The following is a 14,794-nucleotide window of genomic DNA, read 5'->3' on the forward strand; positions in this document are numbered from 1 at the left end:
ACGCGGGACCGGCGGTCACGCCCCGAACGGCGCCGTACCGGCCGCCCACCGCCCAGGTCCGCGGCGTCCGGTCGGGCCGGGCCGGCCTACTGCTCGGCGGTGCCGCCCGCGGCCAGGGCGGCGGCCTCGGCGCGCAGGTCCCGGCGCAGTTCCTTCGGCAGCGAGAAGGTGATCGACTCCTCGGCCGTCTTGACCAGCTCCACGTCCGCGTAGCCACGGGCGGAGAGGTACTCCAGGACCTCCTCGACCAGGATCTCGGGCACCGAGGCGCCGGAGGTCAGTCCGACGGTGGTGACACCGTCGAGCCAGGTCTCGTCGATCTCGCTGGCGAAGTCCACCAGGTACGCGGCCTTGGCGCCCGCGTTCAGGGCGACCTCGACCAGCCGTACGGAGTTGGAGGAGTTGCGCGAGCCGACGACGATGACCAGGTCGGACTCGGCGCCCATCTCCTTCACCGCGACCTGGCGGTTCTGGGTGGCGTAGCAGATGTCGTCGCTGGGGGGCGAGATGAGGTTCGGGAACTTGGTCTTCAGGGCGTCGACGGTCTCCATGGTCTCGTCCACGGAGAGCGTCGTCTGGGAGAGCCACACCACGCGGGACGGGTCGCGGACCTCGACCTTGGCGACGTCCTCGGGGCCGTCGACCAGGGTGATGTGGTCGGGCGCCTCACCGGACGTGCCGATGACCTCCTCGTGGCCCTCGTGGCCGATCAGGAGGATGTCGTAGTCGTCCTGGGCGAACCGGACGGCCTCCTTGTGGACCTTGGTGACCAGCGGGCAGGTGGCGTCGATCGTGGCGAGCTTGCCCTGGGCGGCCTCGTCGTGGACCACGGGGGACACGCCGTGCGCGGAGAACATGACGATGGACCCCTCGGGGACCTCCGCCGTCTTCTCGACGAAGATCGCGCCCTTCCGTTCCAGGGTCTGCACGACGTACTTGTTGTGGACGATCTCGTGGCGGACGTAGATCGGGGCCCCGAACTGTTCCAGGGCCTTCTCGACGGCGATCACGGCTCGGTCCACACCCGCGCAGTACCCACGGGGGGCGGCGAGCAGGACCCGGCGGGCTGGCGAAGCAGTCATGCCACCCATCGTAAGGCCCTGCCCGGCAGGTGGATGATCGGCTTGTTGGGGAAACTGGGTGAGCCGGAGCACGCACCCGTGCGCGGGGCGCCTTCCTGAACTGCTCACGCCCCCCGCGCACGGGTGCTCCCCGTCCGCTCCGGCCCTGTCGGCCCACGGAGGCGCAGCCATGACCGCGAGCGGTGCACCCGGGGGCGACGAGGGGCCGGTGGCCGTCCCCGATCCGGCGGGTCCGGGGCTGCGGCGCACCCTGGGCTTTCGTGACCTGGTCGTCTACGGCCTGCTGTTCATCGCTCCGATGGCCCCGGTGGGTGTGTTCGGCACGCTCGACGCGAAGTCGCACGGGGCGGTCGCGCTGGTCTATGTGGTCGCGACGGTCGCGATGGCGTTCACGGCGTTCAGTTACGCCCAGATGGTGCGGGTGGTCCCGCACGCGGGTTCGGTGTTCGCCTACGCGCGCGTGGGGCTCGGCCGGGGGGCCGGGTTCATCGCGGGCTGGATGGCGATGCTGGACTATCTGCTGATCCCGGCGGTGGCGTACCTGTTCTCGGGGATCGCGATGAACGCGCTGGTCCCGGAGGTGTCCCGGTGGGTGTGGACGGCGATCGCGGTCGTCGTCACCACCTTGCTGAACGTGTGGGGCGTACGGGCCGCCGCGCGTGTGGGCTTCGCCGTGCTGGCGATGGAGATCGTCGTCCTGCTGGTGTTCGTGACGGCCGCCGTGGTGGTGCTGGTGCGGGACGGGGCGCAGCGGGATTTGTGGTCGCCGTTCGCGGGGGACACCACGTTCGCGTTCTCGGCGGTGCTGGGCGCGGTGTCGGTGGCGGTGCTGTCGTACCTCGGGTTCGACGCGATCGCGTCGTTCGCGGAGGAGGTCACCGGCGGGTCGGCGAAGGTGGCGCGGGCGGTGCTGGTGTGTCTGGTGCTCGCGGGCGCGCTGTTCGTGGCGCAGACGTATCTCGTGGCGCTGCTGGAGCCCTTGTCGTCGGCGGAGCTGGCGGCGGACCCGGCGAAGCAGGGGTCCGCGTTCTACGACGCGGTGGACGTGTCGGTGGGCACCTGGCTGCACGACCTGGTGGCGGTGAGCAAGGCGATCGGGGCGGCGTTCGCGGCGCTGGCCGGGCAGGCGGCGGCCGGACGACTGCTGTTCGCGATGGCCCGGGACCGGCGGCTGCCGCGGGTGCTGGCCCGCACCGGCGCGGGTACGCCCCGGGTGGCGCTGCTGGTGGCCGCGGTGATCACGCTGGTGGCGGCGGTGTGGGCGGCGCGGCGGGACGACGGGCTCGACCATCTGGTGTCGGTGGTGGACGTGGGCGCGCTGACGGCGTTCACCCTGCTGCACGCGAGCGTGGTCGGCTGGTTCGTGGTGCGGCGTCTGGGCGGGCCGGTGATCTGGTGGCGGCATCTGCTGCTGCCGGTGGTCGGCGCGGCCGTCACCGTCGCGGTGATCGTGACGGCTTCGGGCACGGCGCAGGTGGTCGGCGCGGCCTGGTTCGCGGTGGGGCTGGTGGTGCTGCTGGCACAGCGGGGGCGGGTGGACACCGGGGAGCCGGACGTACGGGCGGAGGAGCTGCCCCCGAAGGGCCCGGGGGCCGGATAGCGGCGGCGAGGGGCGGGTGCGGGGCGGTCGCGTTGTCGGTGGGTGCCGTTACGCTCGGGCGCATGGCTGTCACCACGTCCGCGGAGAATCCGCTGCCCGTCGGCGATGTGTCCCGACTGATCGGCGGGTGGATCGACCGGCTCGGCGCGGTCTGGGTCGAGGGGCAGATCACCCAGTTGTCGCGTCGTCCGGGCGCCGGGGTGGTGTTCCTGACGCTGCGCGACCCGTCGCACGACATCTCGGTGGGGGTGACGTGCTTCCGCCAGGTGTTCGACACGGTGTCGGACGTCGTCACCGAGGGCGCCCGGGTCGTCGTCCTCGCCAAGCCCGAGTGGTACGCGCCGCGCGGCCAGCTCTCGCTGCGGGCCACCGAGATACGGCCGGTCGGTGTGGGTGAGCTGCTGGCCCGGCTGGAGCGGCTGAAGAAGTCCCTCGCGGCGGAGGGCCTGTTCGCCCTGGACCGCAAGCGGCCGCTGCCGTTCCTGCCCCAGCTGATCGGGCTGGTGTGCGGGCGGGCGTCGGCCGCCGAGCGGGACGTCCTGGAGAACGCCCGGCACCGCTGGCCCGCCGTCCGCTTCGAGGTCCGCAACGTCCCCGTCCAGGGGGTGCACGCGGTGCCGCAGGTCGTGGGCGCGGTGCAGGAGCTGGACGCGCTGGACGAGGTCGATGTGATCGTGGTCGCCCGGGGCGGCGGCAGCGTGGAGGATCTGCTGCCGTTCTCCGACGAGGCGCTGATCCGCGCGGTCGCCGCGTGCCGTACGCCGGTGGTGTCCGCGATCGGGCACGAGCCGGACCAGCCGCTGCTCGACCTGGTCGCGGATCTGCGGGCGTCGACGCCCACCGACGCGGCGAAGAAGGTCGTCCCCGACGTCGGCGAGGAGCTGGAGCGGGTGGCCCAGCTGCGGGACCGGGCGCGGCGGTCCGTCGCGGCGTTCGTGGACCGTGAGGAGCGGGGGCTCGCCCATGCCCTGGCCCGCCCGGTGATGCGGGACCCGCACAAGATGGTGGACGACCGCGCCGAGCAGCTCACCGCCCTGGTGGACCGCTCCCGCCGCACGCTGGGGCATCTCCTCGACCGGGCCTCGTCCGAGCTGACGCACACCCACGCGCGCGTGGTGGCGCTGTCCCCCGCCGCGACCTTGCAGCGCGGGTACGCCGTCCTCCAGCGCGACGACGGCCATGTGGTGCGGGCACCCGCCGACGCGCCTGACGGGGCGCGGCTGCGCGCGCGGGTCGCCGAGGGGGAGTTCGAGGTACAGGTGGTGGCCGATCAGACGCGGAAGGTGGAGACATGAGCGGGACGACGACGGGGGCCGAGGGGGCCGCGCTCGGCTACGAGCAGGCTCGCGACGAGCTGATCGACGTGGTGCGCAGACTGGAGACCGGGGGCACCACGCTGGAGGAGTCCCTGGCCCTGTGGGAACGCGGCGAGGAACTCGCGAAGGTGTGCCGCCGCTGGCTGGACGGCGCCCGCGCCCGGCTTGACGCGGCCCTCGCGGAACCCGGCGACGAGCCGACACCGTCGGGCTGACCCCTCCGGGGCGCCCCGGGTTCCCCCGGCTTCCGGGACCTCGGTGGCTTCCCGGGCTTACCGGGCTTCCAGGTCTCCCGTCCGGTCGGTGATCCGCCCTCGTGGTGCCCGTCACGAGCCTCTGACGTGCGACGAAAGCTCGTCGCACGTGCTTCGCCATGTCCGCCTTCTTTGACACGGCTGCAACACTCCGTTAATTGAAACTTCAACCTTGGGGTTGTACAGTTATCAACGAAATCAGGGCCGGACACCCCTGTCCGCCGCCCCGTCCAGCAACGCGAAGGTTCACATGTCCCTCGTCCTCGCCCCCACCGCACAGGACCTCCTCTTCCGTGAGGCCCGCACCGCGAACACGTTCACCGACGAGCCGGTGACCGAGGAGCAGGTGCAGGCGATCTACGACCTGGTGAAGTTCGGCCCCACGGCCTTCAACCAGACCCCCCTGCGCGTCACCCTGGTCCGCTCCGCCGAGGCGCGTGAGCGACTGGTGGCCCATATGTCCGAGGGCAACCAGGCCAAGACCGCCACCGCGCCCCTCGTCGCGATCCTCTCCGCGGACAACGAGTTCCACGAGGAGCTGCCGCAGTTGCTGCCGCACTTCCCGCAGGCCAAGGACGCGTTCTTCGCGGAGCGGCCGGTACGGGAGAACAGCGCGCAGGTGAACGCGGCGCTCCAGGCCGGGTACTTCATCATCGGGGTGCGCGCCGCGGGGCTCGCCGCCGGGCCGATGACCGGGTTCGACTTCGCCGGGGTCCAGAAGGAGTTTTTGGACGAGGACCACTCGCCGCTGATGGTGGTCAACATCGGGCGGCCGGGGGACGACGCGTGGTTCCCGCGGTCGCCGCGGCTGGGGTACGAGCAGGTCATCACCACGGTCTGACGGGTCTCCCCCCTCTCGGGCTCCGGTCCGCCGGTGGCCGTACGTGCCCCCGTGCGGGTCGCCCGGTCCCTGGCGCCCTTTCGGTCGTCCCGGCCGGGCCCACCTGTTCCCGTGCCGGTCGCTCGGTGGGTGCGCGGTTCCTCGCGCCCCTGAGGTCCGTCCGGCTGGGCGCACTTGTTCCTGCGCCGGTCGCTCGTGGGTGCGCAGTTCCCCGCGCCCCTTGCGTCGTCCCGGCTGAGCGCGCTTGTTCCTGTGCCGTCGCTCGGTGGGTGCGCGGTTCCCCGCGCCCCTGGGTTCCACACCTGGGCGTACTTGTTCCCGTGCGGGTCGTTCATGGGTGCGCAGTTCCCCGCGCCCCTTGAGTCGTCCCGGCTGAGCGCACTTGTTCCTGTGCCGTCGCTCGGTGGGTGCGCAGTTCCCCGCGCCCCTGAGGTCGCCCCGGCTGGGCGTACTTGTCCCTGTGCGGGGCGTCCGTGGTGCGCGGTTCCTCGCGGCCCTGGGTGGTGCCCCATTGCTGTCGCTCTTCGAGTGCGGGGCGGTTCTCGTCTTCGCGCAGTTCCCCGCGCCCCTTTCGGGGCTCTTGACCCGTCGCTGGTCAAGAGCCGGACCCGACCGCCCAGGCCAGGCGGCACCCCCAGGGGCGCGAGGAACCGCGCAAAACCACCGGATACCCGCGCGGAAACACGTAGGCCCACCCGGGACGACCCAAGGGGCGCGAGGAACCGCGCACCCCCGGAGTACCCGCACGGGAAACAGAACGCCCAGGTGGGGAACCCAAAGGGGCGCGGGGAACTGCGCACCCACGAACGACCCGCACAGGAACACGTACGTTCAGGTGGGGAACCCCAGCACGGGGAACCGCGCGTCCACCGGGCGACCCGCGCAGGAACAAGTGCGCCCACCTGGGGAACCCCAGGGGCGCGAGGAACCGCGCATCCCGCGGGCGACCCGCACCGGGACAAGTGGGCCCGGCCGGGACGGCCTCAGGGGCGCGGGGAACTGCGCACCCACGGACGGGGGCACAGGGGCAAGTGCGTCCCGGTGTCGGGACCCGGTTCCGGCCAGGCATCCCGCACGGGAACATGTGCGGGACCGACCACACCCCGTAGCCCCGGCGGGGCTCACGCCTTCGTGGTCAGTGCCCCGGCCATCATCGCGAGCCGGGTGAACGACGCCGAGCCGGTGATCACGGTGGTCGCGTCGCCCTCCGTGAGGACGAGCGCGTCGTACCGCTCCCCCTCGTACTTCTCCCACACACGGCCGTCGATCGTCTGGGTCGCGTCCGTCCTGCGGGCTCCCCTGCTCGCCTGCTCGGCGAAGACCCGGGGCTTCTCGGTGGACTGCTCGATCGCGACGTACTTGCCGTCCGGCGACCGGAATCCCAGGTGCCAGCGGCTGGCCTCGGCGGAGCGGTAGCGCACGGAGGTCGGCTTCCACTCCTTGGAGAGCCCCTCGGGCGCGGCGATGGGGTACGGCGCGGCGCGACGGGCCGTGATGAGTTCGATGCGGTAGTCGATCGCCTTCACCGGGTCGCCGTCCTCGTCGTGCGGGAGGAACAGCCAGATGACTCCCGCGAAGAGGACCGTCACCCCCAGCGACAGCACCATGTTCCGTACGCTCTGCTTGCCGAGTCTGCCTGCCACGCGCACCATCGTCGCAGGTCCGCTTCCCGCCCCCGGCACCGGGCCCACGCCGGCGCCCGCCGAGGACCCCGCGGCCCGCGCGAACGACGACCCCTCCGCCACCGGCCCGCGGCCACCCGCCCCCACCTGCGACGGGGTGCCCGCGCGGACCGCGGGGGCACCCTCCGCGCTCATCCGTGGGCCCCCCTGCTCATTCCGGTGACCTGCGGATAGAGTCGGAACACACCCTCATCCGGCCGTCGTCGTATCAGAAAGGTGCGTCTCGATGACCGAACATCATCAGTTGCCGACCGAACTCGAAGTCCCGTCGGAGGCCCCCGACCGCAACCTGGCCCTGGAGCTCGTCCGGGTGACCGAGGCCGCGGCCATGGCCGCGGGCCGCTGGGTCGGCCTCGGCGACAAGAACAGGGCCGACGGCGCGGCCGTGCGGGCCATGCGCACCCTCGTCTCCACCGTGTCGATGAACGGCGTCGTCGTCATCGGCGAGGGCGAGAAGGACGAAGCGCCCATGCTCTTCAACGGGGAGCGGGTCGGGGACGGCACCGGCGCGGAGTGCGACATCGCCGTCGACCCGATCGACGGGACCACCCTGACCGCCAAGGGCATGCCGAACGCGGTCGCGGTCCTCGCGGCGGCCGACCGGGGCACCATGTTCGACCCGTCCGCCGTGTTCTACATGGACAAGCTCGTGACCGGCCCCGAAGCCGCCGACTACGTCGACATCGACGCCCCGGTCTCGGTCAACATCCGCCGGGTCGCGAAGGCCAAGCGCTCCTCCCCCGAGGACGTCACCGTCGTCATCCTCGACCGGCCCCGGCACGACGGGATCATCAGGGAGATCCGTGAGACGGGCGCCCGGATCAAGCTGATCTCCGACGGCGATGTCGCGGGCTCGGTGCTCGCCGTCCGCGAGGGCACCGGCGTCGATCTGCTGCTCGGGATCGGCGGCACCCCGGAGGGCATCATCTCCGCGTGTGCCATCAAGTGCCTCGGCGGCACGATCCAGGGCAAGCTCTGGCCCAAGGACGACGAGGAGCGGGAACGCGCCCTCGCCGCGGGCCATGACCTCGACCGGGTGCTCGCCACGAACGATCTGGTCTCCGGGGACAACGTCTTCTTCGTGGCGACAGGTATCACCGACGGCGAGCTGCTGCGCGGGGTGCGCTACCGCTCGGAGACGGCGACCACGTCGTCGCTGGTGATGCGCTCCAAGTCGGGCACGATCCGCCAGATCGACTCCGAGCACCGGCTGTCGAAGCTGCGCGCGTACAGCGCCATCGACTTCGACCGCGCGAAGTAGCCGGACGCCACCCGGCGGTCGCCCGGTTCCGGGCAGCCGTCGCCGGGTACGGCCACGGGGGCGCCCCGCTGTGCGGGTGGGCGTCCCCGTCGCCGTACCGGAGAAGGGTGTACGGGCGGGCGGTTCAGCCGGCCGCGGCGATCGGGTCGGCCACGTGGGCCGCCTTCTTCAGCTCGACGTCCCGCCTGCGGCGGCGCGCGAGGACCACCCGGCGCTCGGCGGCGGTGAGTCCGCCCCAGACCCCGTACGGCTCGGGCTGGAGCAGTGCGTGTTCACGGCATTCGATCATCACGGGGCAGCCCCCGCAGACCCGCTTGGCGGCTTCCTCCCGGGACAGCCGGGCCGCTGTGGGTTCCTTGGAGGGAGCGAAGAAGAGCCCGGCCTCGTCGCGGCGGCAGACCGCTTCCGTGTGCCATGGGGCGTCCTGATCCCGATCCTGTGTTGGTACCCGCTGTGGTGGGACGGCGGCTACCTGCAAGGACTGATGCGGCGGATGCAGCACGGTCTACTCCTGACGACGGCTTCGCAAGGGAGCGGCGATGCAGCAAGCCCTACCCGCTGTGCGCGTTCCTATGCACTGAGTCCCCATGCCCGAAGCTTCCCGTCCGGTCGCGGACCCGTCCCGCCAGGGGCCGGACAGGGTGCCGACCGGGCCGCTGAACTCCCGTCAGAACCGCAGGTACTTGCGCATCCGGTCGCTGGTGGCCGGGTTCGCCAGGGCGTTGGCGACCCGGCGGCCCTTGCGCGCCCTGGCCTCGATGTTGCCGAGGGCGGAGATCCCGTCGACGTAGACCACCGGCGCGTCCGGGTCGGGCGAATCGAGGCTGTCCACCTCGAAGTTGCCGAGCACACCGCCCCCGTTGCCGCGCAGCGAGATGTTCTCCGGGACGGTTATCTCGACATTGCCGAAGAGGCAGAACGCCTTGACGACGACCTGCCGGTGCTCGAAGACCGCCTCGCTCAGGTCGATCTCGACGCTGCCGAAGACCGCGTACGCGTGGGTGCGCCGGGAGACGCGCCAGCGGCCCCGGCGGACACTGCTGCTGAACACCGCGACGAGGTTCTCGTCCGGCGCGGGCGGCACGGCCCCGGAGTCCGGGCGGTTGGGGGCGGGGTGCGCGGGCCGGACGTGCGGGTGTCCGGCGCCGTCCGGGGAGGGCAGGTCCCGTACGTACGGTTCGAGTTCGGTGACGGTCTTGGCGCGGTACACGCCCTCGACCCGCTCGGCGTGCTCGTCGGAGGTGATCCGCCCCTCGCCCAGCGCGTCACGGAGGATGTCGGCGATCCGGTCCCGGTCGGCGTCCGAGGCGCGGAGCTCCACGGGCGGCGGATCGGCGGTCGGTTCCTGGCGGCGCTTTTCGAGGTCCACGGCCTCAGATTACCCAGACGCGATAGATCGCGACTAGGGGGCCGCGCCGGTCGGATGCCCCGGCGCACGACCACTTCGGCCGAACCCGCCGACAGCCCCGTCCCCGTACGGCATGCTGTCCGGCACCCCGGCACCCCCGTACGGAGTCCGGGCGCGTCCCGTACGGCGTCCGGCGGCCGGTCCTTGAGCCGAAAGCCACGGTCAGACAGACGCACCCACCCCCACCACGGTTGTCCGGGGCCCCGGATTACGCTGTAGGGTGCGCCGCCGACGGAGGTGCGCCGCTTGTCTTTTAGTGAGGAATAGGCGTTATGCCAGAGTTTGCGTACTCCGATCTGCTCCCGCTGGGAGCGGACACCACGCCGTACCGCCTGGTGACCGCCGAAGGTGTCTCCACCTTCGAGGCGGACGGGCGCACCTTCCTCAAGGTCGACCCGGAGGCGCTGCGCAAGCTGGCCGCCGAGGCGATCCACGACATCCAGCACTATCTGCGGCCCGCGCACCTGGCCCAGCTGCGCCGGATCATCGACGACCCGGCGGCCTCCGGCAACGACAAGTTCGTCGCGCTGGACCTGCTCAAGAACGCGAACATCGCCGCCGCGGGCGTGCTGCCCATGTGCCAGGACACGGGCACCGCGATCGTCATGGGCAAGCGCGGCCAGCAGGTCCTCACCGAGGGCGGCGACGAGGAAGCCCTGTCGCGCGGGATCTACGACGCGTACACCGAGCTCAATCTGCGCTACTCCCAGATGGCCCCGCTGACCATGTGGGAGGAGAAGAACACCGGCTCCAACCTGCCCGCGCAGATCGAGCTGTACGCGACCGACGGCGGCGCCTACAAGTTCCTCTTCATGGCCAAGGGCGGCGGCTCGGCCAACAAGTCCTTCCTCTACCAGGAGACCAAGGCCGTCCTCAACGAGACCTCGATGATGAGGTTCCTGGAGGAGAAGATCCGTTCGCTCGGCACGGCCGCCTGCCCGCCGTACCACCTGGCGATCGTCGTCGGCGGCACCTCCGCCGAGTTCGCGCTCAAGACCGCCAAGTACGCCTCCGCGCACTACCTGGACGAGCTGCCCGCCGAGGGTTCACCGCTCGGCCACGGCTTCCGGGACAAGGAGCTGGAGGAGAAGGTCTTCGAGCTCACCCAGCGGATCGGGATCGGCGCGCAGTTCGGCGGCAAGTACTTCTGCCATGACGTCCGGGTGGTACGGCTGCCCCGGCACGGCGCGTCGCTGCCCGTCGCCATCGCCGTGTCCTGCTCCGCCGACCGGCAGGCCGTCGCGAAGATCACCGCCGAGGGCGTGTTCCTGGAGCAGCTGGAGACCGACCCGGCCCGCTTCCTGCCCGACACCACCGACGACCACCTCGACGAGTCCGGCGACGTGGTCCGGATCGACCTCAACCAGCCCATGGACGACATCCTCGCCGCGCTGAGCGAGCACCCGGTCAAGACCCGGCTGTCGCTGTCCGGTCCGCTGGTCGTCGCCCGCGACATCGCCCACGCCAAGATCAAGGAACGTCTCGACGCGGGCGAGGACATGCCGCAGTACCTCAAGGACCACCCGGTCTACTACGCGGGCCCGGCCAAGACCCCCGAGGGCTACGCCTCCGGTTCCTTCGGCCCGACCACCGCCGGCCGGATGGACAGCTATGTCGAGCAGTTCCAGGCGGCGGGCGGCTCCAAGGTGATGCTCGCCAAGGGCAACCGCTCCCAGCAGGTCACCGACGCGTGCGGCACGCACGGCGGCTTCTACCTCGGCTCCATCGGCGGCCCCGCCGCCCGCCTCGCCCAGGACTGCATCAAGAAGGTCGAGGTCGTGGAGTACGAGGAGCTGGGCATGGAGGCCGTCTGGCGGATCGAGGTCGAGGACTTCCCGGCGTTCATCGTCGTCGACGACAAGGGCAACGACTTCTTCAAGGACCCGGCCCCCGCGCCGACCTTCACGAGCATCCCGGTACGGGGCCCCGGCCTCGGCTGAGCCGCCGCACGGGGGAGCGCCGGCTCCCCCGCCCGGGGCATCTCCGGTGTCCGCCGGCGGTCGGGGGGCAGGGGAATAGCGGGAACAGGACAACCGCTCACCCTTGCGGGAACTCTGACCGACCGGCTCTGGAGGTAGTACCACGATGGCGAGCGCGCACGACGGCGACAAGGGCACGACCAGCGGTGACGACGGCGGGTACCGCGTCGAACACGACTCCATGGGCGAGGTGCGGGTCCCCTCCGGCGCGAAGTGGCGGGCGCAGACCCAGCGGGCCGTGGAGAACTTCCCCATCTCGGGGCAGCGGCTGGAACGCGCCCATATCGAGGCGCTGGCCCGGATCAAGGCCGCCGCGGCGAAGGTCAACGCGGACCTCGGGGTCCTGGAGCGGGACACCGCCGACGCGATCGTGGCCGCCGCGGCGGAGGTCGCCGAGGGCCGCTGGGACGACCAGTTCCCCGTCGATGTGTTCCAGACCGGGTCGGGCACCTCGTCCAACATGAACACCAACGAGGTGCTGGCGACCCTCGCGAGCGAGCGGCTCGGCCGGTCCGTCCATCCGAACGACCATGTGAACGCCTCGCAGTCGTCGAACGACGTGTTCCCGTCCTCGATCCATATCGCCGCCACCGCGGCCGTCACCCGGGACCTGATCCCCGCGCTCGACCATCTCGCCGCCGCGCTGGAGCGCAAGGCGGAGGAGTTCGCGGATGTCGTGAAGTCGGGCCGGACCCACCTCATGGACGCCACCCCCGTCACCCTCGGCCAGGAGTTCGCCGGGTACGCGGCCCAGGTCCGCTACGGCGTGGAGCGGCTGCGGGCCTCGCTGCCGAGGCTCGCGGAGCTGCCGCTGGGCGGTACGGCGGTCGGTACCGGGATCAACACCCCGCCCGGGTTCTCGGCCGCGGTGATCTCCGAGGTCGCCGCCGCGACCGGGCTGCCGCTGACGGAGGCCCGGGACCACTTCGAGGCGCAGGGCGCGCGGGACGGGATCGTCGAGACCAGCGGACAGCTGAAGACCATCGCGGTGGGGCTGACGAAGATCTCCAACGATCTGCGCTGGATGGCCAGCGGGCCCCGGACCGGGCTCGCGGAGATCGTCCTGCCCGATCTCCAGCCCGGGTCGTCGATCATGCCCGGCAAGGTGAACCCGGTGGTCCCCGAGGCGGTGCTGATGGTCGCCGCGCAGGTCATCGGCAACGACACGGCGATCACCGTGGCCGGGGCGTCCGGGAACTTCGAGCTGAACGTGATGCTGCCGGTCATCGCGAAGAACGTGCTGGAGTCCGTGCGGCTGCTGGCCAACGCGGGGCGGCTGCTCGCCGACCGGACGGTCGACGGGATCGTCGCGGACCGGGAGCGGGCGCTGGAGTACGCGGAGTCCTCGCCGTCCGTGGTCACCCCGCTGAACAAGTACCTCGGGTACGAGGAGGCGGCGAAGGTGGCGAAGCGGGCGCTGGCCGCGCGGCGGACGATTCGTGAGGTGGTGCTGGAGGGGGGGTATGTCGAGCGGGGCGTTCTCACGCTCGACCAGTTGGACGCCGCGCTGGACGTCCTCCGCATGACCCGCCCCTGACCCCACCCGACCCCTACCCGGGCCCGCCCCTGCGGTTCCCCGCGCCGGACGCACTCGTTCCTGTGCGGGTCGCTCGTGGGATGCGCAGTTCCCCGCGCCCCTGGGTCTGTCCGGGCGGGCGTACGTGTTCCCTGTGCCGTCGCTCGCTGGGTGCGCAGTTCCCCGCGCCCCTAGGGTTCCCCACCTGGACGTACTTGTTCCCGTGCAGGTACTCCGGGGGTGCGCAGTTCCCCGCGCCCCTGGGGTTCCCCACCTGGACGTACTTGTTCCCGTGCAGGTACTCCGGGGGTGCGCAGTTCCTCGCGCCCCTGGGTTTGTCCGGCTGGGCGTACTTGTTCCCGTGCGGGTACTCCGGGGGTGCGCAGTTCCCCGCGCCCCTGGGTTTGTCCGGGTGAGCGAAATTGTTCCTGTGCGGGTCGCTTGTGGAGTGCGCAGTTCCCCGCGCCCCTAGGGTCGCCTGTGCTGGGCGGACTCGTTCCTGTGCCGTCGCTCGGTGGGTGCGCGGTTCCTCGCGCCCCTGGGGGTGCCGCCTGGTCTGGGGCGGTCGGGTGCGGGCGGCAGCTGACCGGCGACGGATCGAGAGCCCCGAAAGGGGCGCGGGGAACTGCGCGAAGACGAGAGCAGCCCCGCACCCGAAGAGCAACGGATCGGGGCAGCATCCAGGGGCGCGGGGAACGGCGCAAAACCACGGAGTACCTGCACGGGGAACAAGTACGTCCCCCGGGCAGACCCAGGGGCGCGAGGAACCGCGCACCCCACGAGCGACCCGCACAGGAACAGGTACGCCCGGCACAGGAAACCCAGGGGCGCGGGGAACTGCGCACCCACCGGGTGACGGCACGGGAACAAGTACGTCCAGGTGGGGAACCCTAAGGGGCGCGAGGAACCGCGCATCCCACGGGCGACCCGCACGGGAACAAGTACGACCACCCGGGCAGACCCAGGGGCGCGGGGACGGGTGGGTGTGCGGGCGTATCTGGGGCGCGGGCCGCCGGACGCGGGCGCCGGGGCGGGGCGGGACGTGGGGCTCGGGCCTCCCCGGACGGGGGTTCGTGGGGGATTTCCCGCGCGCCGCGCGAGGGCGGCTCCTAGTATCTGGGCATGGCAGGCGAGAACGAGGTACGTGGGCGGGGGGAGCCGTGGCGTGCGGGGACCCGGATCCTGTGGCGGTACCGGGCGAACGGCGGGGACGGTTTCCACATCTGCCGGCCGGTCACCGTCGTCCAGGACACCCCCGACCTGCTGGCCGCGTGGATGGCCCCCGGCACGGAATGCGTCCGTCCGGTGCTCACCGACGGCACCCCCCTGCACGCGGAACCGCTGGCCACCCGCTACACCAAGCCCCGTACCGTCCGCCGGGACCACTGGTCGGGCGCCGGGGTGCTGAAGCTGGCCCGGCCCGGGGAACCCTGGTCGGTGTGGCTGTTCTGGTACCCCGACTGGCGGTTCAAGAACTGGTACGTGAATCTGGAGGAGCCACGGGTCCGCTGGGACGGCGGGGTGGATTCGGAGGACCATTTCCTGGACATCTCCGTACGCCCCGACCGAAGCTGGCAGTGGCACGACGAGGACGAGTTCGCGCAGGCACAGCGGGCCGGGCTGATGGGCCCGCGGCAGGCGCGGCGGGTGAGGGAGGCGGGAGACGCGGCGGTCGAGGTGATCAGGAGCTGGGGTCCGCCGTTCGCGGACGGCTGGCCCGGCTGGCGGCCCGATCCGGCATGGCCGATTCCGGCCTTGCCGGACAACTGGGATCGCACCCCCGCGCAAGTGTCCTCATGAGACCCTTGATGTGCCCCCATGGTTCAAACGTAGGATCGTCCTCCGCAAGGGCGCA

General features: G+C 71.7%; 12 protein-coding genes. 8 read left to right on the forward strand and 4 right to left on the reverse strand.

The annotated features are described in order from the left end of the window. Positions 1–86: 86 nt before the first annotated feature. Positions 87–1,091, reverse strand: a complete 1,005-nt coding sequence (locus tag OG711_RS13915; RefSeq protein WP_329559371.1) for a 4-hydroxy-3-methylbut-2-enyl diphosphate reductase — start codon at positions 1,089–1,091, stop codon at positions 87–89. A 160-nt stretch (positions 1,092–1,251) separates the two neighbouring features. Between OG711_RS13915 and OG711_RS13920 the strand changes: the two genes are divergently transcribed. From OG711_RS13920 to OG711_RS13935, 4 genes are all read left to right on the forward strand, one after another. Then, positions 1,252–2,682 carry an APC family permease gene (locus OG711_RS13920; RefSeq protein WP_329559372.1) on the forward strand — a complete coding sequence of 477 codons (1,431 nt, stop codon included), beginning with the start codon at positions 1,252–1,254 and terminating at the stop codon, positions 2,680–2,682. A 62-nt stretch (positions 2,683–2,744) separates the two neighbouring features. Continuing rightward, complete coding sequence (gene xseA / locus OG711_RS13925; RefSeq protein WP_099284687.1) at positions 2,745–3,977, forward strand: exodeoxyribonuclease VII large subunit; 1,233 nt, start codon at positions 2,745–2,747, stop codon at positions 3,975–3,977. Then, the gene (locus OG711_RS13930; protein WP_073784536.1) at positions 3,974–4,213 is read left to right on the forward strand and encodes an exodeoxyribonuclease VII small subunit; all 240 of its coding nucleotides are present in this window, start codon (positions 3,974–3,976) and stop codon (positions 4,211–4,213) included. Before xseA ends, OG711_RS13930 begins: the two co-directional genes overlap by 4 nt. 289 nt (positions 4,214–4,502) lie before the next feature. After that, positions 4,503–5,093 carry a malonic semialdehyde reductase gene (locus OG711_RS13935; protein WP_073784534.1) on the forward strand — a complete coding sequence of 197 codons (591 nt, stop codon included), beginning with the start codon at positions 4,503–4,505 and terminating at the stop codon, positions 5,091–5,093. A 1,121-nt stretch (positions 5,094–6,214) separates the two neighbouring features. Here the strand turns inward: OG711_RS13935 and OG711_RS13940 are convergent. Beyond that, complete coding sequence (locus OG711_RS13940) at positions 6,215–6,736, reverse strand: DUF4245 domain-containing protein (RefSeq protein ID WP_438272579.1); 522 nt, start codon at positions 6,734–6,736, stop codon at positions 6,215–6,217. Between the two features lie 265 nt (positions 6,737–7,001). On the opposite strand from OG711_RS13940, the gene glpX reads away from it, so the two are divergent. Next, positions 7,002–8,036 (forward strand): class II fructose-bisphosphatase, encoded by a 1,035-nt coding sequence (glpX, locus tag OG711_RS13945; RefSeq protein ID WP_073784532.1) that lies wholly within the window; start codon positions 7,002–7,004, stop codon positions 8,034–8,036. A gap of 124 nt (positions 8,037–8,160) precedes the next feature. Here glpX and OG711_RS13950 read toward each other — a convergent pair whose 3' ends face one another. Both OG711_RS13950 and OG711_RS13955 read right to left on the reverse strand, forming a co-directional pair. Continuing rightward, positions 8,161–8,538, reverse strand: a complete 378-nt coding sequence (locus OG711_RS13950) for a WhiB family transcriptional regulator (RefSeq protein WP_073784530.1) — start codon at positions 8,536–8,538, stop codon at positions 8,161–8,163. Positions 8,539–8,703: 165 nt separating this feature from the next. After that, entirely contained in the window at positions 8,704–9,405 is a 702-nt protein-coding gene (locus OG711_RS13955) for a DUF1707 SHOCT-like domain-containing protein (protein WP_329559373.1), read from the reverse strand. Positions 9,406–9,716: 311 nt separating this feature from the next. Between OG711_RS13955 and OG711_RS13960 the strand changes: the two genes are divergently transcribed. The 3 genes from OG711_RS13960 to fomD all read left to right on the forward strand — a co-directional run bounded on the left by OG711_RS13960 (position 9,717) and on the right by fomD (position 14,739). After that, positions 9,717–11,384, forward strand: a complete 1,668-nt coding sequence (locus OG711_RS13960) for a fumarate hydratase (protein WP_073784526.1) — start codon at positions 9,717–9,719, stop codon at positions 11,382–11,384. A gap of 145 nt (positions 11,385–11,529) precedes the next feature. After that, the gene (locus OG711_RS13965; RefSeq protein ID WP_329559374.1) at positions 11,530–12,960 is read left to right on the forward strand and encodes a class II fumarate hydratase; all 1,431 of its coding nucleotides are present in this window, start codon (positions 11,530–11,532) and stop codon (positions 12,958–12,960) included. Positions 12,961–14,061: 1,101 nt separating this feature from the next. Then, positions 14,062–14,739 (forward strand): cytidylyl-2-hydroxypropylphosphonate hydrolase, encoded by a 678-nt coding sequence (fomD, locus tag OG711_RS13970; RefSeq protein WP_073784522.1) that lies wholly within the window; start codon positions 14,062–14,064, stop codon positions 14,737–14,739. Positions 14,740–14,794: the final 55 nt, after the last annotated feature.

The sequence above is a fragment of the Streptomyces uncialis genome (genome assembly GCF_036250755.1).
Lineage (GTDB): Bacteria > Actinomycetota > Actinomycetes > Streptomycetales > Streptomycetaceae > Streptomyces > Streptomyces uncialis.

Excerpts from the sequence above, each read along its gene's own strand:
- OG711_RS13915 (WP_329559371.1), bottom strand. The coding sequence starts at position 1,091 with ATGGGTGGCATGACTGCTTCGCCAGCCCGCCGGGTCCTGCTCGCCGCC.
- OG711_RS13920 (WP_329559372.1), top strand. The coding sequence starts at position 1,252 with ATGACCGCGAGCGGTGCACCCGGGGGCGACGAGGGGCCGGTGGCCGTC.
- xseA (WP_099284687.1), top strand. The coding sequence starts at position 2,745 with ATGGCTGTCACCACGTCCGCGGAGAATCCGCTGCCCGTCGGCGATGTG.
- OG711_RS13930 (WP_073784536.1), top strand. The coding sequence starts at position 3,974 with ATGAGCGGGACGACGACGGGGGCCGAGGGGGCCGCGCTCGGCTACGAG.
- OG711_RS13935 (WP_073784534.1), top strand. The coding sequence starts at position 4,503 with ATGTCCCTCGTCCTCGCCCCCACCGCACAGGACCTCCTCTTCCGTGAG.
- glpX (WP_073784532.1), top strand. The coding sequence starts at position 7,002 with ATGACCGAACATCATCAGTTGCCGACCGAACTCGAAGTCCCGTCGGAG.
- OG711_RS13960 (WP_073784526.1), top strand. The coding sequence starts at position 9,717 with ATGCCAGAGTTTGCGTACTCCGATCTGCTCCCGCTGGGAGCGGACACC.
- OG711_RS13965 (WP_329559374.1), top strand. The coding sequence starts at position 11,530 with ATGGCGAGCGCGCACGACGGCGACAAGGGCACGACCAGCGGTGACGAC.
- fomD (WP_073784522.1), top strand. The coding sequence starts at position 14,062 with ATGGCAGGCGAGAACGAGGTACGTGGGCGGGGGGAGCCGTGGCGTGCG.